This window comes from Pseudomonas arvensis, assembly GCF_056688935.1.
Genome location: NZ_CP162038.1, coordinates 5142684 through 5163983, shown reverse-complemented (window position 1 = coordinate 5163983; position 21300 = coordinate 5142684). Strand labels below are relative to the sequence as shown.

General features: G+C 60.9%; 17 protein-coding genes. 13 read left to right on the top strand and 4 right to left on the bottom strand.

Annotated features, from left to right (window positions below; translation table 11 throughout):
- The first annotated feature begins 66 nt into the window (after window positions 1-66).
- Window positions 67-1026 carry a MerR family transcriptional regulator gene (locus tag AB3G88_RS23405; RefSeq protein ID WP_480451865.1) on the top strand — a complete coding sequence of 320 codons (960 nt, stop codon included), beginning with the start codon at window positions 67-69 and terminating at the stop codon, window positions 1024-1026.
- Window positions 1027-1028: 2 nt separating this feature from the next.
- On the opposite strand, the gene AB3G88_RS23400 is transcribed toward AB3G88_RS23405, so the two are convergent.
- A complete protein-coding gene (locus tag AB3G88_RS23400) occupies window positions 1029-1634 on the bottom strand; it encodes a hypothetical protein (RefSeq protein WP_099587264.1) in 606 nt (201 codons plus the stop codon).
- A gap of 60 nt (window positions 1635-1694) precedes the next feature.
- Window positions 1695-2162 carry a PAS domain-containing protein gene (locus tag AB3G88_RS23395; protein ID WP_400529916.1) on the bottom strand — a complete coding sequence of 156 codons (468 nt, stop codon included), beginning with the start codon at window positions 2160-2162 and terminating at the stop codon, window positions 1695-1697.
- Window positions 2163-2290: 128 nt separating this feature from the next.
- Between AB3G88_RS23395 and AB3G88_RS23390 the strand changes: the two genes are divergently transcribed.
- From AB3G88_RS23390 to AB3G88_RS23360, 7 genes are all read left to right on the top strand, one after another.
- Window positions 2291-2749 carry a flavodoxin gene (locus tag AB3G88_RS23390; RefSeq protein ID WP_480451863.1) on the top strand — a complete coding sequence of 153 codons (459 nt, stop codon included), beginning with the start codon at window positions 2291-2293 and terminating at the stop codon, window positions 2747-2749.
- A 185-nt stretch (window positions 2750-2934) separates the two neighbouring features.
- Window positions 2935-3717 (top strand): class II aldolase/adducin family protein, encoded by a 783-nt coding sequence (locus tag AB3G88_RS23385; RefSeq protein ID WP_112196715.1) that lies wholly within the window; start codon window positions 2935-2937, stop codon window positions 3715-3717.
- A complete protein-coding gene (locus tag AB3G88_RS23380; protein WP_099587268.1) occupies window positions 3717-4619 on the top strand; it encodes an alpha/beta fold hydrolase in 903 nt (300 codons plus the stop codon). The genes AB3G88_RS23385 and AB3G88_RS23380 overlap by 1 nt, the downstream gene beginning before the upstream one ends.
- 118 nt (window positions 4620-4737) lie before the next feature.
- Window positions 4738-5649: an SDR family oxidoreductase gene (locus tag AB3G88_RS23375; RefSeq protein WP_099587269.1), complete on the top strand. Its 912-nt coding sequence runs from the start codon at window positions 4738-4740 to the stop codon at window positions 5647-5649.
- A gap of 483 nt (window positions 5650-6132) precedes the next feature.
- Window positions 6133-7914, top strand: coding sequence for a DUF1302 domain-containing protein (locus AB3G88_RS23370; RefSeq protein WP_099587270.1), 1782 nt, complete (start codon window positions 6133-6135; stop codon window positions 7912-7914).
- Window positions 7915-7940: 26 nt separating this feature from the next.
- Window positions 7941-9299 carry a DUF1329 domain-containing protein gene (locus AB3G88_RS23365; protein WP_099587271.1) on the top strand — a complete coding sequence of 453 codons (1359 nt, stop codon included), beginning with the start codon at window positions 7941-7943 and terminating at the stop codon, window positions 9297-9299.
- Between the two features lie 222 nt (window positions 9300-9521).
- The gene (locus AB3G88_RS23360) at window positions 9522-12023 is read left to right on the top strand and encodes a helix-turn-helix transcriptional regulator (protein WP_480451860.1); all 2502 of its coding nucleotides are present in this window, start codon (window positions 9522-9524) and stop codon (window positions 12021-12023) included.
- On the opposite strand, the gene AB3G88_RS23355 is transcribed toward AB3G88_RS23360, so the two are convergent.
- The gene (locus tag AB3G88_RS23355) at window positions 12020-12892 is read right to left on the bottom strand and encodes an AraC family transcriptional regulator (protein WP_191960104.1); all 873 of its coding nucleotides are present in this window, start codon (window positions 12890-12892) and stop codon (window positions 12020-12022) included. The two genes, AB3G88_RS23360 and AB3G88_RS23355, sit on opposite strands and share 4 nt — an antisense overlap.
- A 138-nt stretch (window positions 12893-13030) precedes the next feature.
- On the opposite strand from AB3G88_RS23355, the gene AB3G88_RS23350 reads away from it, so the two are divergent.
- Complete coding sequence (locus tag AB3G88_RS23350) at window positions 13031-13933, top strand: DMT family transporter (protein ID WP_480451857.1); 903 nt, start codon at window positions 13031-13033, stop codon at window positions 13931-13933.
- Window positions 13934-13996: 63 nt separating this feature from the next.
- Here AB3G88_RS23350 and norR read toward each other — a convergent pair whose 3' ends face one another.
- Window positions 13997-15541, bottom strand: a complete 1545-nt coding sequence (norR, locus tag AB3G88_RS23345; protein WP_191948313.1) for a nitric oxide reductase transcriptional regulator NorR — start codon at window positions 15539-15541, stop codon at window positions 13997-13999.
- 147 nt (window positions 15542-15688) lie between these two features.
- On the opposite strand from norR, the gene hmpA reads away from it, so the two are divergent.
- The 4 genes from hmpA to cyoB all read left to right on the top strand — a co-directional run bounded on the left by hmpA (window position 15689) and on the right by cyoB (window position 21300).
- The gene (gene hmpA, locus AB3G88_RS23340; protein WP_480451855.1) at window positions 15689-16870 is read left to right on the top strand and encodes an NO-inducible flavohemoprotein; all 1182 of its coding nucleotides are present in this window, start codon (window positions 15689-15691) and stop codon (window positions 16868-16870) included.
- A gap of 165 nt (window positions 16871-17035) precedes the next feature.
- Window positions 17036-17542: a disulfide bond formation protein B gene (locus tag AB3G88_RS23335; RefSeq protein ID WP_032885619.1), complete on the top strand. Its 507-nt coding sequence runs from the start codon at window positions 17036-17038 to the stop codon at window positions 17540-17542.
- 794 nt (window positions 17543-18336) lie between these two features.
- Window positions 18337-19278 (top strand): ubiquinol oxidase subunit II, encoded by a 942-nt coding sequence (cyoA, locus tag AB3G88_RS23330; RefSeq protein ID WP_043205874.1) that lies wholly within the window; start codon window positions 18337-18339, stop codon window positions 19276-19278.
- Window positions 19279-19281: 3 nt separating this feature from the next.
- Complete coding sequence (gene cyoB, locus AB3G88_RS23325; RefSeq protein ID WP_033896216.1) at window positions 19282-21300, top strand: cytochrome o ubiquinol oxidase subunit I; 2019 nt, start codon at window positions 19282-19284, stop codon at window positions 21298-21300.

Sequence of the window (21300 nt, the reverse complement as noted above, 5' to 3'; positions counted from 1 at the left end):
CCTTGAAAAAGACAGGTCTAAAGGCGTTAAATGAGCACCCGACTACAAACGGTTTTTTGGTCTCAAATGCCCGTGATTACTGCTCCCACTGATAGCACTTCGCATCTGGATTCAACTGACGTCTCTGAGCTGTTTCCAATCCGTGAAGTCTCAAGATTGACAGGCATCAACCCGGTCACCCTGCGTGCCTGGGAGCGCCGTTACGGTCTGATCCAGCCCATGCGCACCGAAAGTGGGCATCGCCTCCACTCCAGGTCCGACATTGATACCGTCAATCGCATTCTTGATTGGATCGAGCGGGGAGTGGCCGTGAGCAAGGTCGGCAAGATTCTCGCCCGCGACGATCAGCAGGCCGAAATGATTCGTGCTGAGCGTGACACCCTTGAAGACGCCGAATGGCCGCAGTGGCGGGCGCGCCTGATGACCGCGATCAGTGCCTTTGATGACCGCCAGCTGGAGAGCGTGTACGGCCAGATTTTTACCACTTATCCCCTCAGTGTGGCGTTCCAGGACATCCTGATGCCCCTCTGGAACGAGCTGTTGCGCCACCAGGGAGGTTTCGGCCAGGCCAGCGAATGGCTGTTTTTCGACGCCTTCCTGCGTGTACAAACCTTCCTGCGGCTGCACGTCGCGAGTGGGTCGCTGGCGCCCAGGGTACTGCTGACCGCCATGCCCGGCGAATGCCGCAAACTGGAGTTGCTGGTGGCGGCGCTGTTGATGAGTCGTGATGACTTGACCGTGAAGGTGCTGGGCATGGGCCAGCCCTTTGATGAGCTGACGCTGGTGTGTGAAAAGATGCAGCCCCAGGCGCTGGTCATCCTCTCCAATCATGCCCATAACCTTGAGTTGGCCGGGCGCCTCAATCGCTTGGCGTTGACCCTCGATTGCCCATTGTTTCTGGCGGGTGCCGCGTCGGACCTGGCGCAGAGTGCGCTGGCAGGCTCCTCCATCGGTTGCCTGGGCAGCGAAGGGCGCGAGATGCAACGCCGCTTGCAGCAGTTCCTCAGCGGTAACCTGGATACCTGATCTCAGGCGTGCATCTGCGGGTGCACCAGGCGGTGCTGATGCAGGATGAACTGGCGCAGGCGCTCGATTTCATCCGTATCGCTTTGGCTGAGGCGATAGGCAAACAACCCCCGCGCCGTTTCCCGTTCGAACGCGCCGCGCAGGCTGATGCGCTCATAGCCGGAAGGGCTGAACCACAGGGAAAAGGTTTTTGGCGGCTTGATCCTGCCCCGAATCTCCACCAGCACGCCCTTGAATGACACTTCATGCACCCACAGCGCGCTCGCCGTGCCCTTGATGTTTTCCAGGGCCACCGGTGCTTCGAGCGCCAGCCGCCAGGCGCGGATCACTGGGCCGTCTTCGAAAATGCTCGGCACCCCCAGACGCAGATGCACGGCATTGAACTCATCCTCCACCAAGTGCAGGGGAAAGGTCAGTTGCTGGTTGTCGAACTGTGCCTGGATGGTGACATGGTCGTGGGCGGCCAGGCGGGTGAGCAAGTCGCGAATCTGCGCACCGCCGTTGACGGTCAGGCTCGACGACGCATCCCGCAAGTTGAGTTGCGGGTTGTGTTGCATGTTCTGAATGAAATCCAGCTCATCCTGGGTCAGAAGCGCATCGCGTTGCATCGTACGGGCTCAGTAGGGAGGGCATTAAAGTGCCATTATCTGCTCATATGGCCGCATTTTCTAAGTTTTGTTTAATCCGCTGGTCGCCCTGAGCGCCGCGAGCTCGGCCTTGACCTGGGCCAATTCGCCTTCCAATTGCGCTACACGCTGCTGGGCCTTGACCTGGAGCGTGACGTCTTTTTGTACGCCGACAAAATACGTTTGTTTATCGGCCGCGTTATGCACCGTCGAAAGTGACAGTTCGTTCCAGAAATGGCTGCCGTCCTTGCGGTAATTACGCAGGATTTCCCGGCACGTCCCACCATTCTCCAGCGCGTCCCGGATAGCTATCAGCGCTGGCTGGTCACGGTCACCCGACTGCAGGAAGCGGCAGTCCTGATAGAGGATTTCATCCAGGGTGTAGCCGGTCAGTCGTTCGAATGCGGGGTTTACGTAAATCAGCGGCTTGTCTTTGCCTTCCCGTTCGGCGACCACGATGCCGTCGTTGGAAGCGTCGATCACCATTTGCATCAGCTTGGCGTTAATCATTGAGCGATCCATGGCTGGTTGTTGAAATGGGCAGTTTATGGCAAGTCCTGAATCTTGCACGGTGTGCCCCGAAATATTTGCGTCGCTGTTAATATCCCAGGCTTTCGCTCAACTACAGGATCAGATTGATGAAAGTCGCCATCCTTTCCGGCTCGGTCTACGGCACGGCTGAAGAAGTCGCCCGCCACGCCGTCGGCATCCTCAAAAAAGCCGGTTTTGAAGCCTGGCACAACCCCCGCGCAACCCTGGCGGATTTGCAGGCATTTGCCCCCGAGGCGTTTCTGGCGGTGACCTCGACCACCGGCATGGGTGAACTGCCCGACAACCTGCAACCGTTGTATTCGACGATTCGCGACCAGTTGCCCGCCGCCTGGCGCGGTCTGCCCGGTGCGGTGATCGGCCTGGGCGACGCCAGCTACGGCGACACCTTCTGTGGTGGCGGTGAGCAAATGCGCGAACTGTTTGGCGAGTTGGGCGTGCGCGAAGTTCTGCCGATGCTGCGCCTCGACGCCAGCGAAAGCGTCACTCCGGAAACCGACGCCGAGCCCTGGCTGGCTGAGCTGGTCGCCTTACTGCGCGCTGACTGAGCGGTTCGCAGTGGCTTTATTGACGGCGTCTCTTTGACGCCGTTTACACAGATTTAAACTATTCTCCTAGCTGACTCGTACGGTCATCAAGCTGGCTGCGAAGGCAACTCCGTCTGCCAGGGCGTCTGACTAGACTGGCCCGTCATTAAAAAAACAATAAGAAGTGCGCCAAGGAGGTCGTTGCCGTGAGCCTAGCCCCTGTTGTATCGCCACAGACTGTCAAAGATCAGGTCAGTGCTGCCGAGTGGCAAGCCCGTGTCGACCTGGCCGCCTGCTATCGCCTGGTGGCGCTGCATGGCTGGGACGACCTGATCTTTACCCACATCTCGGCCAAGGTGCCGGGCACCGATGATTTCCTGATCAACCCTTACGGGCTGATGTTTCACGAGATTACCGCGTCGAGCCTGGTCAAGGTCGACCAGGCCGGCAACAAGCTGATGGACAGCCCCTACGAGATCAACCCCGCGGGCTACACCATCCACAGCGCCATCCATGAAGTGCGCCACGATGTCACCTGCGTGCTGCATACCCACACGGCCGCCGGCGTGGCGGTGGCGGCGCAGAAACAAGGCGTGCTGCCGATCAGCCAGCAATCGATCTTCGTGCTGTCGAGCCTGGCCTATCATGCCTACGAAGGTGTGGCGCTGAACCACGAAGAGAAGGCGCGCCTGCAGGCCGACCTGGGCGACAACAATTTCCTGATGCTGCACAACCATGGTCTGCTCACCTGTGGCAGTACCATCGCCGACACCTTCCTGATGATGTTCACCTTTCAGCGCGCCTGCGATATCCAGGTGCTGGCGCAAAACGGCGGCGCTGAATTGATCGCCATTGGCCCGCAGATTCTGGCGGGCGCCAAGGCCATGGTCGCGGCTGTCACAAAGAGCGCCCAGGGTATGGGGGGCGCGCTGGCCTGGCCGGCGTTGCTGCGCAAATTGGATGCTCAAGATCCTGGGTATAAAAGCTGATGCCACTCGCCGAGATCCCGCTCAGAGCCTGGCGCAAACGCAGCCAGAGTTTCGACTTTCGCGGTCGCACCATCCGTTATTGGACGGCGGGGCAGGGCGAACCGTTACTGCTGATCCATGGCTTTCCCACCGCCAGTTGGGACTGGCATTACGTGTGGCAACCTCTGGCCCAGCACAACCTGGTCATCGCCTGCGACATGCTCGGCTTTGGCGATTCGGACAAGCCGCTGGACCATGGCTACTGCTTGCTCGAACAGGCGGACTTGCAACAGGCGCTGCTTGAGCATCTGCGCCTGGATCAGCCGGTGCATGTGTTGGCCCATGACTATGGCGACAGCGTCGCCCAGGAACTGTTGGCCCGACACTATGAAGGCCGCTTCCAGATGGCCAGTTGTGTGTTTCTCAACGGCGGGCTGTTCCCGGAAACCCATCGCCCGGCGCTGGTGCAAAAGCTTTTGCTCAGCCCGCTGGGCTGGATGATCGGCCGCGCGTTCGGGCGCAATGCCCTGGCCGACAGCTTCAACCAGATATTCGGCCCCAACACCCGCCCCAGCGAAAGCGCCCTTGACGATTTCTGGAGCCTGATCGACTGCAACGATGGCACGCGCATCCTGCACAAACTCATTGCCTACATTCCCCAGCGTCGGCGCCTGCGTGATCGCTGGGTGGCGGCGATGCAGCACGCTGACGTGCCGTTGCGGGTGATCGACGGCGAGATCGACCCGATCTCGGGTATCCACATGGTGGAGCGCTACCGCCAGTTGGTGCCCAACGCCGACACGGTGCTGCTGGCCAATATCGGCCACTACCCGCAGATCGAGGCGCCGGTGCTGGTGCTCAAGCACTACCAGGCGTTTCGTGATCGAATTGGGCTGGCTGCGCCGCGCCTGGCTTATTCCTAGACCCTAGGATCATCCCTCTGCCTTATCGAGCACCATTCAGCCCTGGCCGTCTTTATTGTGACCAGAGGCTGGGTGCCCGACACTCGACCCATTCCCATTGTCGCCATTGGAGTTCGGTATGAGTGAGTCAGTGCAGTTCCAGGATAAGGTCGTGATCGTCACCGGTGCCGGCGGCGGATTGGGCCGGGCCCATGCGCTGTTGTTCGCCAGACACGGGGCCAAGGTGCTGGTCAACGATCTCGGCGGTTCCACCCAGGGCGAAGGCGCCAATGCCTCGGCGGCCGACCGGGTGGTGGCCGAGATTCGCGAAGCGGGCGGGATCGCCGAAGCCAACCACGACTCTGTCACCGACGGTGACAAGATTGTGCAGAACGCCCTCGACGCCTTTGGCCGCATCGACGTGGTGGTCAACAATGCCGGCATCCTGCGCGACAAAACCTTCCACAAAATGGAAGACGCCGACTGGGACCTGGTGTACCGCGTGCATGTCGAAGGCGCCTACAAAGTCACCCGCGCCGCCTGGCCCCATCTGCGTGAGCAAGGTTACGGCCGGGTGATCTTCACCGCGTCCACCTCGGGTATCTACGGCAACTTCGGTCAGTCCAACTACGGCATGGCCAAGCTCGGCCTGTATGGCTTGACCCGCACCCTGGCGCTGGAAGGGCGCAAGAACAACATCCTGGTCAACGCCATCGCCCCCACGGGCGCCACGCGCATGACCGAAGGCCTGATCCCGCCGCAAGTGTTCGAGCGTCTCAAGCCGGAACTGGTCAGCCCGCTGGTGGTGTACCTGGGCAGCGAAGCCTGCCAGGAAACCTCGGGGTTGTTTGAAGTGGGCGGTGGCTGGATCGGCAAGACCCGCTGGGAGCGCAGCCTGGGCGTGGGCTTTGATCCCGAAGCCGGCTTTTCGCCGGATGATGTGGCCGCGCACTGGCAGCAGATCTGCGACTTCGAAGGGGCGGCTCATCCCAAGGACAACATCGAGGCCTTGAAGGAGATGATGGCCAACTTGCAGAAATACAGCCTCTGATCGTTGCTTGAAAAAGATTGAATCCTACGGGGCGCTGATGGCGCCCCGTTTTATTTCAGGCAAAAAAAAGCCACTGCAAACGCAGCGGCTGAAGTAAGACGTTGGATCAAGGAGCGACAAATCAACGTCAGTGAACACCGGTAACAGATTGAAAAAAGACATCAATCCATTTGAATCTGGCTTTTCTTCCGTTGGCAGGAAGCGGACTGTTTGCCCTGAAAGCCCGGCAAGAATAGTCGTTTGTAACAGCATGAGTAATAGCGATTCACGACATGCACTGTTGTCAAAATTGCAACAGTTACGGCGCTCGCCATCCACGCCCCTGATAACCCGCCATCCACCCGGTCGATGCCCCCGCCCAGACCCAGGCCAGAGCGCCTGGTAATCCTTTCGAGCGACAACACGAATCCCTCCTTGGTGCGCTTATCGCTCCTGATGCGCGGCAGTAGGGTGGGGCCTTCTGTCACTCACCGGGGAAGACGCATGACAAAAACAACAATGCGCGCCATCTTCACGCCACAGGCGCTGGCCGCTGCGGTTGCCTTGGGTTGCTGCGCCCAGGCTCAGGCTGTTTCGTTCAATATTGGCGAGATCGAAGGGCAATTCGATTCGTCGTTGTCGGTGGGGTCGAGTTGGGGCATGCGCGATGCCGACAAGAGCCTGGTTGGTACCGTCAATGGCGGCACAGGCCAGGCTTCCACGGGGGATGACGGGCGGCTCAATTTCAAGAAGGGCGAGACCTTCTCGAAAATCTTCAAGGGCCTGCACGACCTGGAACTCAAGTACGGCGACACCGGTGTGTTCGTGCGTGGCAAGTACTGGTATGACTTTGAACTCAAGGACGAAGACCGCGAGTTCAAGCAGATCAGCGACCACAACCGCAAGGAAGGCGCCAAGTCCAGCGGTGCGCAGATCCTCGATGCGTTCGTCTACCACAACTACTCCCTGGGCGACCTGCCGGGCACCGTGCGCGCCGGTAAGCAGGTGGTCAGCTGGGGCGAAAGTACCTTCATCGGCAACTCCATCAACAGCATCAACCCGATTGACGTGTCGGCGTTCCGCCGGCCCGGTGCCGAGATCAAGGAAGGCTTGATCCCGGTGAACATGCTGTTTGCGTCCCAGAGCCTGACCAACCAACTGACTGTGGAAGGGTTTTATCAGTTGGAGTGGGACCAGACCGTGCTGGATAACTGCGGCACCTTCTTTGGCGGTGACGTAGCGGCGGATGGTTGCACGGGTAATTACACCGTAGGCAGTCCGGGGATCGCAGCGTTGCAACCGATCGCCGCATCACGCGGCCAAGGCTTTGTGGTGACCCGCGAGGGTGTGGTGGTGCAGCGTGCCGGCGACCGTGACGCGCGGGACTCCGGCCAATTCGGTGCAGCCCTGCGCTGGTTGGGTGATGACACCGAGTACGGCCTCTACTTCATGAACTATCACAGCCGTACGCCCACTGTCGGCACGATTACCGCCAATACGAACCTGGCGACCATTGGTGGCATCGCCGCCGCCGCTCCTGCAGGTTTCGGTTCAGCCCTGGCCCAGAGCACCATGCTCGGCCGTGGCCAGTACTATCTCGACTACCCGGAAGACATCCGCCTGTTCGGCGCGAGTTTCTCCACGACCTTGCCCACCGGCACCGCGTGGACCGGGGAAATCAGCTACCGGCCCAACGCCCCGGTGCAGTTGAACACCACTGACCTGACACTGGCGCTGGTCAACCCTATCGCCGGCCAACTGGCCTCACCCATCCGCAGCAATTTCGGCAGCGACAACAAAGGCTACCGCCGCAAGGAAATCACTCAGATCCAAAGCACCATGACCCAGTTCTTCGACCAGGTCCTCGGCGCCGAACGCCTGACCCTGGTCGGCGAGGCGGCAGTCGTCCACGTGGCAGGCCTGGAGGACAAATCCAAGCTGCGTTATGGCCGTGATTCGGTCTACGGCGCCTACGGTTTCCAGGGTGACACCGACGGTTTTGTCACCTCCACCTCCTGGGGCTACCGCGCGCGGGCGATCCTCGACTACAACAACGCGATTTTCGGGGTGAACCTCAAGCCCAACCTGTCCTGGTCCCATGACGTGGCTGGCTACGGCCCCAACGGGATCTTCAACAAAGGCGCCAAGGCCATCAGCGTCGGCGTGGATGCGGACTACCGCAGCACCTACACCGCCAGCCTCAGCTACACCGACTTTTTCGGCGGCGACTACAACACCCTGACCGACCGCGACTTCCTCGCCCTCAGCTTCGGCGTGAACTTCTGATTTGGCTTAAAGAAGGACAAGAACCTATGCGTAAGACAATTGCAGTGTTGGCCCTGAGTCTGTTGGCCGCCCACGTGATGGCAGCCGTGTCGCCGGAGGAAGCGGCCAAGCTGGGCACCACCCTCACGCCAGTCGGCGCCGAAAAAGCCGGCAATGCCGACGGCTCGATCCCGGCCTGGACCGGCGGCATCCCGAAAAACGCCGGCGCGGTGGACAGCAAAGGCTTCCTGGCTGACCCGTTTGCCAGTGAAAAACCGCTGTTCGTGATCACCGCCGCCACCGTCGACAAGTACAAAGACAAACTCTCCGACGGCCAGGTGGCGATGTTCAAGCGCTACCCCGAGACCTACAAGATCCCGGTGTACCCGAGCCACCGCACGGTCAACCTGCCGGCGGATATCTACGAGTCGATCAAGCGCAGCGCGCTCAACGTCAAGGCGATCAACGACGGCAACGGTCTGGAGAACTTCACCGGCAACCGTTACTACGCGTTCCCGATTCCGAAGAATGGCGTGGAAGTGCTGTGGAACCACATCACCCGTTACCACGGCGGCAACCTGCGCCGCATCATCACCCAGGCCACCCCGCAGACCAACGGCAGCTACACGCCGATCCGCTTCGAAGAAGAGGTGGCGGTGCCTCAGGCGATCCCGGATATCGACGCGGCCAAGGCGGCCAACGTGCTGAGCTATTTCAAGCAGTCGGTCACCGCCCCGGCGCGCCTGGCGGGCAACGTGTTGCTGGTGCACGAAACCCTCGACCAGGTGAAAGAACCGCGCCTGGCCTGGATCTACAATGCTGGCCAACGCCGCGTGCGCCGTGCGCCGCAAGTCTCCTATGACGGGCCGGGTACCGCGTCCGATGGCCTGCGCACCACCGACAACTTCGACATGTTCTCCGGCGCCCCCGACCGCTACGACTGGAAGCTGGTGGGCAAGAAGGAGATGTACATCCCCTACAACAGCTACAAACTCGATTCGCCGAGCCTCAAGTACGACGACATCATCAAGGCCGGCCACATCAACCAGGACCTGACCCGCTACGAACTGCACCGCGTGTGGGAAGTGGTCGGCACGGTCAAACCGAGCGAGCGGCACATCTACGCCAAGCGCCACATGTACATCGACGAAGACAGCTGGCAAGTCGCGCTGGTGGATCACTACGACGGTCGCGGCCAACTGTGGCGCGTCGCTGAAGGCCATGCGCAGTTCTACTACGACCACCAGGTGCCGGCCTACACCGTCGAAACCCTGTACGACATCATTGCCGGTCGCTACATCGCACTGGGCATGAAAAACGAGGAGAAAAGCAGCTTCGTGTTCGGCTTCGCCGCCAAGGCAGCGGACTACACCCCGGCCGCGTTGAGGGCTGAAGGCGTACGCTGATCCCGGATCGAAGCGCAGTCAACATGTGAGAGGGGGCTTGCCCCCGATGAGGGAGTATCAGTCACTGGATTGGTTGACTGATACACCGCCATCGGGGGCAAGCCCCCTCCCACTTCTGTGCATGGCCTTCAATCACCCTGCTGAATACTTCTTCAACAACCCCCCGCCACAGGACTAGGGTACGCAACACGTTGCATAACAATAAGAACGCAGGATGCAGCAATGACTGCCATGACACGCTGCCTGGACCGTCCTGGATTCATGCCCCGGCTGTCCGCCCATCATCTGCTGCGCCCCCGCCTGGCCGAGCCTTTGCTGGTGGCGCAGGCGCGCGTCAAGTTGTTGTGCGCCCCTGGCGGCAGTGGCAAGAGCGCGTTGCTCGCCGAGTGCGCGTTGCAGGCGCCTGCGGGTTGCCAAGTCTATTGGTTGCCGCTCAATGGCGCGTCCCTCAGCCCTCTCGACCTGTGCCAGCGACTGGCGCAAAACCTGGGCCTGACGTTTACCGACGAAACTACCTTGCTGCTGGACCTCAGTCGTTGGCAGGCGCCGGCGTGGTTGTTCCTCGATGATTTCTGCCGCTTGCCCGCTCCCGACACCGACGCCTTGCTCGACCGCCTGCTCACCGCCAGCAGCCCGGCGCTGACCTGGTGGCTGGGCGCTCGACGGCGTCCGGCGTGCAATTGGCCGCGGCTGCTGCTTGATGATGAGCTGCTTGAGTGCGGCGCTGAACTGGCCTTTACCCCTTCGGAAATTCAGGCTCTGCTCGGCCATGCGCCGGCTCAGTCCGTCGACAGCGTGATGCAGTTCAGCGCCGGTTGGTGCGCGGGTGTACGCATCGCGTTGCTGGGCGACGGTCATCCCGACAAGACCCTGCTCGACTACCTGCAACATGAACTCTTCAGCACGCTGCCGCCGGAGCTGGCCGAGGCCTGGCGCGTGCTGGCCCATCTGCCGCGCTTCAATGCGGGCCTGTGCGAGCATTTGTTCGGCGCGGGCGACGGTGGCCAGTACCTGCGGGATTTGCAGACGCTCGGCGCATTTATCGAGCCGTGGGAAGACACCGACTGGCTGCAGGTTTTCCCGCCGCTGGCGCAACTGATGCACGACGAACCCTGGCCGGCCAAACGCTCCTGGCATCGTCGCGCTTGCCAATGGTTTTGCACCGAACAGGACTGGCAGGCGGCTTTCGAACAAGCGCTGCTGGCCGAAGAATATGAAATGGCCGTGAGCTTGTTGCAGCACTTCAGCTTCGAGGATCTGTTCCGCCAGCAGAACGCCGTGTTGCTGTTGCGCCTGCATGAGCAGCATGGCGATGAATTGATGCTCGGCTCGGCGCAATTGGTGGGGTTGGTGACCGCCGCGTTGCTGTTTGCCGGGCGCTTCGAACAGGCGGCTGCGTGCATCGATCAGTTGGCCCGATTTGCCCCGCAACCCTCGGCGGCGCAACAGCGTTATCTACTGGCGCGCTGGCAGGCGCAGTGGGGCTGGCTACTGCACCTGGGCGGCGATGCCGAGGGCTCTCGTCTGCATTTTCTAGAGGCCCTGCAAGCGTTGCCCGACAGCGCCTGGACGTCCCGCTTGATGTGCCTGTCGGGCCTGACTCAGCAAGCCTTGCTGCGCGGCGAGCTGGACGTCGCCCAAGGCCTGAACCGTGAAGCGCTGTGCCTGGCGCGCGCCCATGGTTCGTTGCTACTGGAGGCCTTGCTGGAACTGGATCACGCGCAATTGCTGGAACAGCGCGGCGCGCCGTATCGGGCGCAGAGCCTGCTGGAAACGGTGCAGGCGATGTTGCTCAAGCAGCGACTCAAGGCCGGGCCTTTGGTGGGGCGCATTGCGTTGCGGCGCGGGCATTTGGCGCTGCGCCAGGGCCAGGACAGCCTGGCCGCCGAGTGTTTCGAGACTGGCTTGAAGATGTGCCTGCACAGCCAGGACAAGCGCGTGCTCTACGGATATCTCGGCCTGGCGCTGCTGGCTGCCAACCGGGGTGATTACGCCCAGGCGTTTATCCAACTGCGCGAAGCCGAACGGCTGATGCAGCAACGCCAGGTGCCGGACACTGTGTACCGTGCGGTGCTGTTGTTGGTCAGCGGGCATTTCTGGCTGCAGCAAGGCCGCGCCGAATTGACCGTGGAAGCAGTGCGCCGTGTGCTGCGCCACTTTCGTGGGCCCCAGGGCAAACAAGCGCCGCCGGCTACCCTGGAACTGATCCCGCGCCTGGAATACCTGCTGGTGCTGGCGGAGGTAAAACTGGGCTGCGCCGAGCAACCCATAGAACGGCTCAACGTGTTGCTGGCAACCACCCACCAGCGCGGCATGCTCTGCCTGGAAACCGAGCTGCACCTGGTCCTGGGTGAAGTGGCGTGGCAACTGGGCGACCCGGCCTTGGCGCGCCGTTCGCTGCAAACCGGCCTGGACCTGGCCGCACGTTGCCAGGTGCAACAAGCGATTCGCGAGCTGCGCTTGCGCTCGCCGGGACTGTTGAGCGAGCTGGGCATGGAGCCTCAGGCATCAACCCCCGGCACGCTGGAAAACCCTTTGAGCCAGCGTGAACTGGAAGTGTTGCAACTGATCGCCCAGGGCAGCTCCAACCTGGAAATCGCCGACCGGCTGTTTATCTCCCTGCACACCGTCAAGACCCACGCGCGGCGCATCCACAGCAAGCTGGGCGTCGAGCGGCGCACCCAGGCGGTGGCCAAGGCCAAGACGTTGGGCTTGATGGTCTAAATGAACGCCAGACGGTAGTCGCCGGGCGTAGCGCCCATGGCCTGGCGGAAGCGATGGGTGAAGTGGCTGGCGCTGGAGAATCCGCACAGCAAGGCTATCTCGCCCAGGGGCAGGGCACCGCCGCGCAGCAGGCTTTGCGCACGACTCAGCCGACGCGCCAATAGATATTGATGGGGCGGCAGACCGAAGCTTTGGCGGAACATCCGCGCAAAATGGTATTCCGACAGCGCGCACAGGCCAGCTAATTGGCCCAGGCTGATGGGGTCTTCCAGGTGCTGGTCGATGTAGTCCACCAACAACCGTCGCTGGTATGCCGCCAACCCCCCTTTCAAGCGCAGGCCTTCTCGGGCGCCTACCTGGCTGAGCAGGGTGTGGCTGAGCATTTCATGGGCCAGGCTGCTGGTCAGCAGGCGTTCGGCGGGCTCCTGCCAATTGAGCGCGATCAACTGGTGGAAACGTCGGGCCTGGCTGTCGTCTTGCAGAAAGGTGCTTTCGCGCAGCTCCAGGGCGCGCGGCTCGCGGTCGAGCAGGGTGACGCAGCCCAAGGCGAATTGCTCGGGGCTGAAATACACGTGGGCCAGGCGGATTTCACCGTTGATCACCCACGCCGACTGATGCTCGGCGGGCAGGATGCACAGCTTGTCGGGGCCGCCCTTGGTGCCCGGCTGGTCACGCCGAAACGTGCCGGTGCCACCGCCGATGTAGCAGGACAGCGTGTGGTGGCTGGGCGCCTGGTAGTCCTGGGAATCGTGATGATTGCTCCACAAGGCCGCCGACAAGCCGTCACCGAGCTCGGCGCAGGCTTCAAGGCGTGCGTTGGGCGAACGGTTAAGCGCTTGAAAGACTTGCAGGGATTCCAGATCTGACATGGTGTGTGTTCTCCGACGCCTTGCATCCTACTCCGCACGGCTGGCGCTGTGAGCCCAGCGCCCGACAAAAGCGCAAGAATGTGCAAGAACGTTACGAACGTTGAAGGCGACACTGTGGCTCAATCGATGGAGCCCGCTATGAACCTTTCCCTGTATTTACTCAGCGTGCTGATCTGGGGCACCACCTGGATCGCCCTCAAATGGCAATTGGGCGTGGTGGCGATTCCTGTGTCCATCGTCTATCGCTTTGGCCTGGCGGCGCTGGTGTTGTTTGCATTGTTGCTGCTCAGTCGCAAGTTGCAGGTGATGAACCGGCGCGGGCACTTGATCTGCCTGGCCCAGGGGCTGTGCCTGTTCTGCGTCAACTTCATGTGCTTCCTCACCGCCAGCCAGTGGATTCCCAGCGGGTTGGTGGCGGTGGTGTTTTCCACCGCCACGTTGTGGAACGCACTCAACGCCCGGGTGTTTTTCGGCCAGCGGGTGGCACGTAACGTGTTGATGGGTGGCGGTCTTGGTCTGGCGGGGTTGGGCTTGTTGTTCTGGCCGGAACTGGCAGGGCACACCGCCAGCCCGCAGACCTTGCTTGGTCTGGGCCTGGCGTTATTGGGGACGATGTGTTTCTCGGCCGGCAATATGCTGTCGAGCCTGCAACAGAAGGCCGGCCTGCGGCCGCTGACCACCAACGCCTGGGGGATGTTGTACGGCGCCTTGATGCTGGCGACCTATTGCCTGGTGCGCGGCATTCCGTTTGAGATGGACTGGAGCGCACGGTATGTCGGCGCCCTGTGGTACCTGGTGATTCCGGGTTCGGTAATCGGCTTTACGGCCTACTTGACCCTGGTGGGGCGCATGGGGCCGGAGCGGGCGGCGTATTGCACGGTGCTGTTCCCGGTGGTGGCGCTGAATGTGTCGGCGTTTGCCGAGGGCTACCAATGGACCGCGCCGGCGCTGGCGGGGTTGGTGCTGGTGATGCTGGGGAATGTGTTGGTGTTTCGCAAGCCGAAGTCTGCCAGCCCGGTCTTCCAGGCGAAGACCGTCTAATGTGGGAGGGGCAAGCCCCTCCCACATTTCCTGCATTTCATACATTTGGCCGAGTTGTCCTTGCTATTTGAGGCCAAGGCGCTTGGCCATGCGGCCCAGGTTGGCACGGTCCAGGCCCAGTTCGCGGGCGGCGCTGGCCCAGTTGTGCTGATGGCGTTCCAGGCAGGCGCTGATCACTTGGCGCTGGTAGGCCTCTGTGGCCTGGCGCAGATCGCCGGTAACGGCCAAGGCTGTTTCTGCCGATGCTTCGATCACCGGTGCGCTGACATCGGGCAAGTCCAGATCCAGGGCACTCAAGCTCAGAATCCTCGGCCGCTCACGACAGCTCCCCAGTGCTTTCAGCGCGCTGCGTCCGATCAAGTGCTCCAGCTCGCGCACATTACCCGGCCAGTTATAGGCCAACAGCGCCGCCTGGGCATCGCTGCTCAGGCGAAGACTGCCCAGGCCCATGCGTGAGCGGTTCTGCTCCAGAAAGAAGCCCGCCAGCAACAACACATCACGCCCGCGCTCGCGCAGTGCCGGCACTTGCAGCGGGTATACGCTCAGGCGGTGATAGAAGTCGGCGCGGTAGCGGCCGTTGCGCACCTCGTCCGCGAGGTCGCGGTTGGTGGCGGCGATCAGGCGTACGTCCACCTGGTGCTCCTTGTCGGAGCCCAGGCGCTGCAACTGGCCGCTTTGCAGCACGCGCAGCAGCTTGGCCTGCACGGCCAGCGACAACTCGCCCACTTCATCCAGAAACAAGGTGCCGCCATTGGCCAGTTCGAACTTGCCGCGACGCTCGTTCAGCGCGCCGGTAAAGGCGCCACGTACGTGGCCGAACAACTCGCTTTCCACCAATGTCTCCGGCAAGGCGGCGCAGTTGAGGCTGATCAATGGTTTGTCCGCACGATGGGAGGCCGCGTGGATAGCCTGGGCCACCAGCTCTTTGCCCACCCCGGTTTCGCCGGTGATCAGCACGGTAAGGTCGCTGCCGCCCACCAGTTTGATTTCTTCGATCAGGCGCTTGTGGCTTTTGCTCTGGCCGATCATTTCCTTGTGCTGCTGGCCGCTGGCCTGGCGGTAGATCTCGGCGCGCTGGTGCTCGTCTTCGGCGCGCAGGGCCAGGCGTTCGATGCGTTCGGCCACGTTGACGGTGGCGGCGGCGAGGCTGGCGAAGGCTTGCAGGGCGTCCAGCTCAACCCGTTCGAAGCGCTCGGTGTCGAGGGCATCCAGGGTCAGCAGGCCCCACGGCTGGTCGTCGATGAATAGCGGGCAGCCCATGCAGTCGTGCACTTGCAGGTGTCCGTGCAAGCCATCAACCAGGCCGTCGTAGGGGTCGGGCAATTCGCTGTCGCTGTCAAAGCGCGTCGGGCCGGGGCTGCCGAGCAGCACGGCGAAGCGCGGGTGCTCGCTGACCTTGAAGCGCCGGCCCAAGGTGTCGGCGCTCAGGCCATCGACCGCCAGCGGCACCAGCCATTCACCGTCCAGGCGCAGCAACGCGGCGGCGTCGCACGGCAGCAGGGCGCGCATGGCTTGCAGCAGGCGACGGTAACGCTCGCCTTCAGGCAGGTCACGGGACAGGTCGGCGACCAGGGGTAGCAGGGTGGTGAGCAGCGATTGCGCAGTCATAATGACTCCTTGTAGTCCTTATGACTATAAAGTGTAGGAAGTCATATTGACTATGTATTATTTAACTCATTGAAAAATATAGGTTTATAGGTTGGCACGAATACTGAGTAGCTAAGGGCAATCAGTAAAGAAGCCCAGGAGGCTCCCATGCTTAGTGCCCAAGACCGTGCCATCGTCAAATCCACCGTGCCCCTGCTGGAAAGCGGCGGTGAAGCGCTGATCACCCACTTCTACCGCATGATGCTTTCGGAGTATCCCGAAGTCCGTCCGCTGTTCAACCAGGCCCACCAGGCCAGCGGCGACCAGCCCCGCGCCCTGGCCAATGGGGTGTTGATGTACGCGCGGCATATCGACCAGCTCGATCAACTGGGCGACCTGGTGGCGAAGATCATCAACAAGCACGTGGCCTTGCAGATTCTGCCGGAGCATTACCCGATCGTTGGCGCCTGCCTGCTGCGGGCGATTTCCGAAGTGCTGGGCAGCGAGATTGCCACGCCAGAAGTGATGACGGCCTGGGGTAACGCCTACGGCCAGTTGGCAGACATCCTGATCGGCGCCGAAGCCGCCATCTACGACGAGAAAGCCCAGGCTCTCGGCGGCTGGCGCGGTGCGCGGCCGTTCCTGCTGGTCAAGCGGGTGGAAGAGAGCGACGAGATCGTTTCGTTCTACTTCGCCCCGGTGGATAACGGAGCGATTCTCGCAGCGGCCCCAGGCCAATACATCGGCATGAAGCTGGTGCTGGATGGCGAAGAAGTGCGCCGCAACTATTCCCTGTCGGCCTTGAGCGATGCGGGCCTGTACCGTATCAGCGTCAAACGCGAGGCCGGTGGGCGGGTGTCCAACTACCTGCATGACCAGTTGCACGTCGGCGCAACCATTGACCTGTTCCCGCCGTCGGGCGAGTTCACCCTGGCGGCCAGCGACAAACCGTTGGTGCTGATCAGCGGCGGCGTGGGCATCACGCCGACCTTGCCGATGCTCGAAGCGGCCTTGGCTACGCAGCGCCCGGTGCACTTTATCCACTGTGCGCGTAACGGCGGGGTGCATGCGTTTCGCGATTGGGTGGATGGCCTGGCGGCGCAGCACCCGCAGCTCAAACGCTTCTACTGCTATACCGAGGACGACGGCATCAGCCCGGCGGCCGACAAGGTAGGTCTGCTGAACCAGGAACAACTGGCCGCCTGGTTGCCCGAACAGCGCGACCTGGACGCCTACTTCCTCGGCCCCAAAGGCTTCATGGCCGCCATCAAGCGCCACCTGAAAGCCCTGGGCGTACCCGAGCAGCAGGCCCGCTACGAATTCTTCGGCCCCGCAGCCGCCCTGGAATAGCCCTCTCAGAAATACCACTGTTCCAAATGTGGGAGGGGGCAAGCTCCCTCCCACATTTTGATCCGTGTCCTGCCCGATTAATCCCCCGTTAACCCCCCTCTGTTTAAACCACTCCCTGTGTGTAAACTTGCGGCCATTGGCACAACCAAACAAAGGGATACGGGGATGAGTGACGAATTGCGTTTAGGCAGGGAGCGGCGCTTTCTGGTGTTGCTGGGCATCATCTGCCTGGCGCTGATCGGTGGGGCCTTGTACATGCAGGTGGTGCTGGGCGAGGCGCCGTGCCCGCTGTGCATCCTGCAGCGCTATGCCTTGTTGTTGATTGCGATCTTCGCCTTCATCGGCGCAGCCATGCGCACCAAGGGCGCCCTGACCTTTTTCGAAGGCCTGGTGATCCTCAGCGCCGTCGGCGGGGTGGCCGCGGCGGGACACCACGTGTACACCCAGTTCTTCCCGCAGGTCAGCTGTGGCATCGATGTGCTGCAACCTATCGTCGATGACCTGCCCCTGGCCAAGGTCTTCCCGCTGGGCTTCCAGGTCGACGGCTTCTGCAGCACGCCGTATCCGCCGGTGCTGGGCCTGTCCCTGGCGCAGTGGGCCTTGGTGGCGTTCGTGCTAACGGTGATCCTGGTGCCCCTGGGCATCTATCGCAATCGCCAACGCAAGGCCTGACCTCTTCCATGAAAACGCCCCGGTCCTTCTTTAAGGAGGGCCGGGGCGTTTTTGCCTGTAGGCTTTTGTGAACAGAGCGTGACGCCGGACAACGGTGGGGTGCGCGCAGCGTGCGACATGTTGTCACACGGAAGCCTCCGCCGGACGTTTCTGACCCGCCAAACCATCGCTTAAATTTGCAAAAAACGCCCAAGATGTGCTGTCAGTTCGTGGTTCGCGAGAGGCCATGCGCCTCACGCCGTACACGCCTTGGCGTGATGTCCGAATGCCTTGTTTTCTGGGGGGTTGGATAGGTTTTGCATGCCCTTACGCGATGTAAGGGCTGCGGCGGTTGCGCCAATAACACGGCAATTTTTGTGGTTTTTGTTGGGAATCTAACGCGATAAGATCGCGAACCCTTGCAATATGGGTGAAGGATTATTGCTGTAATCGATAAAAATTATTTCTTTATAAGACATGGTTTATACATCGCTAGCTAACTACAATCGCCCGCACTGAATGTCCGGTGCTGTTCAATATTTGAGCACCGGAGCGGTCGAGGGGCAGATGGATGGCTCTGTGCGACCCCAAGGTTCCGGCAGCCTTTCAACTATCCGCACCAAATGGAATTGGTCTGTAACAAGGCCTTTAACCACGAAATCGAATAAGAACTCACCGCAGGTCCGTGAAACGCTCCGTTATGGCGTGCCGGGCAGGCTCTTATTCAATCGAAGAGAAATGCCAACCCTTGGCAGGGTGAAGTGTTGGCGATCAAAACCCAACTGCATTGCGCAAGCTGCTTTAGAGGTCGTGAGATGAGTAAAAACAGGTACCCCCGATTACTAGGCTTTTTGCCGCTGCTTGGCATGATGTTAATGCTGGGAGGCTGCAAGTGGACCTTGATGGACCCGAAAGGACAGATCGGTCTGGATCAACGAAACCTGATCATCACCGCCACGCTGCTGATGCTGTTGGTCGTGGTGCCTGTGATCATCATGACCTTCGCCTTCGCCTGGAAATACCGCGCGTCGAACACCAACGCGACCTACGCGCCCAAGTGGTCGCACTCCACCAAGATCGAAATCGCGGTGTGGCTGGTCCCGATCCTCATCATCATCGCCTTGGGTTACATCACCTATAAGTCGACCCACGAGCTGGACCCGTACCGTCCGCTGGAGTCCGACGTCAAGCCGATCAACATCGAAGTGGTCGCGCTGGACTGGAAGTGGCTGTTCATCTACCCGGACCTGGGTATCGCCACGGTCAACCAGATCCGCTTCCCGGAGAACACCCCGCTTAACTTCCGGATCACCTCCGACGCCGTGATGAACTCGTTCTTCATCCCAGCCCTGGGTGGCCAGATCTACGCGATGGCAGGCATGCAGACCCGCCTGCACCTGATCGCCAACGAAAAAGCTGAAATGGAAGGCATCTCCGCGAACTACAGCGGCGCTGGCTTCACCGGCATGAAATTCAAAGCGATCTCGACGAGCCAGGAAGATTTCAACGCCTGGGTAGCCGAAGTCAAGGCCGCACCTAAACAGCTTGATCAAGCTGAATACGACGCCCTGACCAAACCAAGCCAGAACAACCCAGTCGCCCTGTACTCCACGTATGAGCCGAACCTGTTTCAGAAAATCGTCGACAAGTACGAAGGTATGAAGCCAGGCAAGCCGGTCAAGCACGAGAAGAAAGAAGTGGCCGCGGTTGAAGGTTCTGACACGGGCTCGCATTCAACTGCTGGGGCAGAGGAGTAAACGATGTTTGGTAAATTAAGTTGGGATGCGGTCCCGTTCCACGAGCCGATCGTAATGGTGACCATCGCCATGATCGCGCTGGGTGGTCTGGCACTGTTTGCAGCAATTACGTATTACAAGAAATGGACCTACCTGTGGACCGAGTGGTTGACGTCTGTCGACCACAAGAAAATCGGTGTCATGTACGTCATCGTTGCCATGGTCATGCTGCTGCGTGGTTTTGCCGACGCCATCATGATGCGTACCCAGTTGGCCATGGCCACCGAGGGTTCGCCTGGCTATCTGCCGCCTGAACACTATGACCAGATCTTCACCGCTCACGGTGTGATCATGATCATCTTCATGGCGATGCCTTTCTTCACCGGCCTGATGAACCTTGCCTTGCCGCTGCAGATTGGTGCCCGTGACGTTGCCTACCCGTTCCTGAACTCCCTGAGCTTCTGGCTGCTGGTTTCCGGCGTTGTGCTGATCAACCTGTCCCTGGGCGTCGGCGAATTCGCCAAGACCGGCTGGGTCGCGTATCCGCCATTGTCGGGCCTGCAATACAGCCCTGGCGTGGGTGTGGACTACTACATCTGGGCGCTACAGTTATCAGGGCTCGGGACGACATTGACGGGGGTCAACTTCCTGGCCACCGTCCTGAAAATGCGCGCCCCTGGCATGAAACTGATGGACATGCCGATCTTCACCTGGACCTGCACCTGGGCCAACGTCCTGATCGTGGCTTCGTTCCCGATCCTGGCCGCTACCATGGCGCTGCTGTCGCTTGACCGTTACCTGGATTTCCACATTTTCACCAATGAACTTGGTGGCAATCCAATGATGTACGTGAACCTGTTCTGGGCATGGGGTCACCCTGAGGTGTACATCCTGATCCTGCCAGCGTTCGGTATCTTCTCCGAAGTGATCTCGACCTTTACCGGCAAGCGCCTGTTCGGTCACCACTCGATGGTCTACGCATCGGGTGCGATCTCGGTACTGGGCTTCATGGTGTGGCTGCACCACTTCTTCACCATGGGTTCGGGGGCCAGCGTCAACGCCTTCTTCGGCCTGGCGACGATGCTGATTTCCATCCCGACGGGGGTGAAGCTATTCAACTGGCTGTTCACCATCTACCACGGTCGTCTGCGCATGACCAGCCAGGTCCTGTGGACCCTGGGCTTCATGGTGACCTTCGCCATCGGCGGCATGACCGGCGTACTGCTGGCCATCCCGGGTGCTGACTTCGTCCTGCACAACAGCCTGTTCGTGATCGCTCACTTCCACAACGTGATCATCGGCGGTGCGGTATTCGGTTACATCGCTGGTTTCAGCTTCTACTTCCCGAAAGCGTTCGGCTTCAAGCTGCACGAAGGCTGGGGCAAGGCTGCGTTCTGGTTCTGGATCTCGGGCTTCTTCGTCGCGTTCATGCCGCTCTATGCTCTGGGCTTCATGGGCATGACCCGTCGTCTGAACGCTACTACCAACCCTGAGTGGGTGCCGTACCTGTACGTCGCCATGTTCGGTGCGATCATGATCGCCGTGGGTATCGCCTGCCAGCTGATCCAGCTGTACGTGAGTATCCGTGACCGTAAGCAGAACGCTTGCGACTCCGGCGACCCATGGAATGGCCACACCCTGGAATGGTCGACTTCGTCGCCACCTCCGTTCTACAACTTCGCCGTGATCCCTACTGCGAACACCATTGATGCGTTCACCGAAGCCAAGGAAGACGGTACTGCGTACCAGCGTCCTAAGCACTACGAGCCGATCCACATGCCAAACAACACCGCCACTGGCGTGGTGATGGGTGCGCTGTTGACCGTGTTCGGTTTCGCGATGATCTGGCACATCTGGTGGCTGGCAATCGTGGGCCTGGTTGGCACTATCGGTTACTTCATCGTTCACGCCGCGCGTGACGATCAAGGCTACATGGTGCCGGTCGAGACGATCGAACGCATCGAAGCCGAGCAACACGCTCGCCTGGTAGCCGAGAAGAAGATCCCGGCCAACCGTGTAGAAACCTCGTTGGAACAGGCTTAA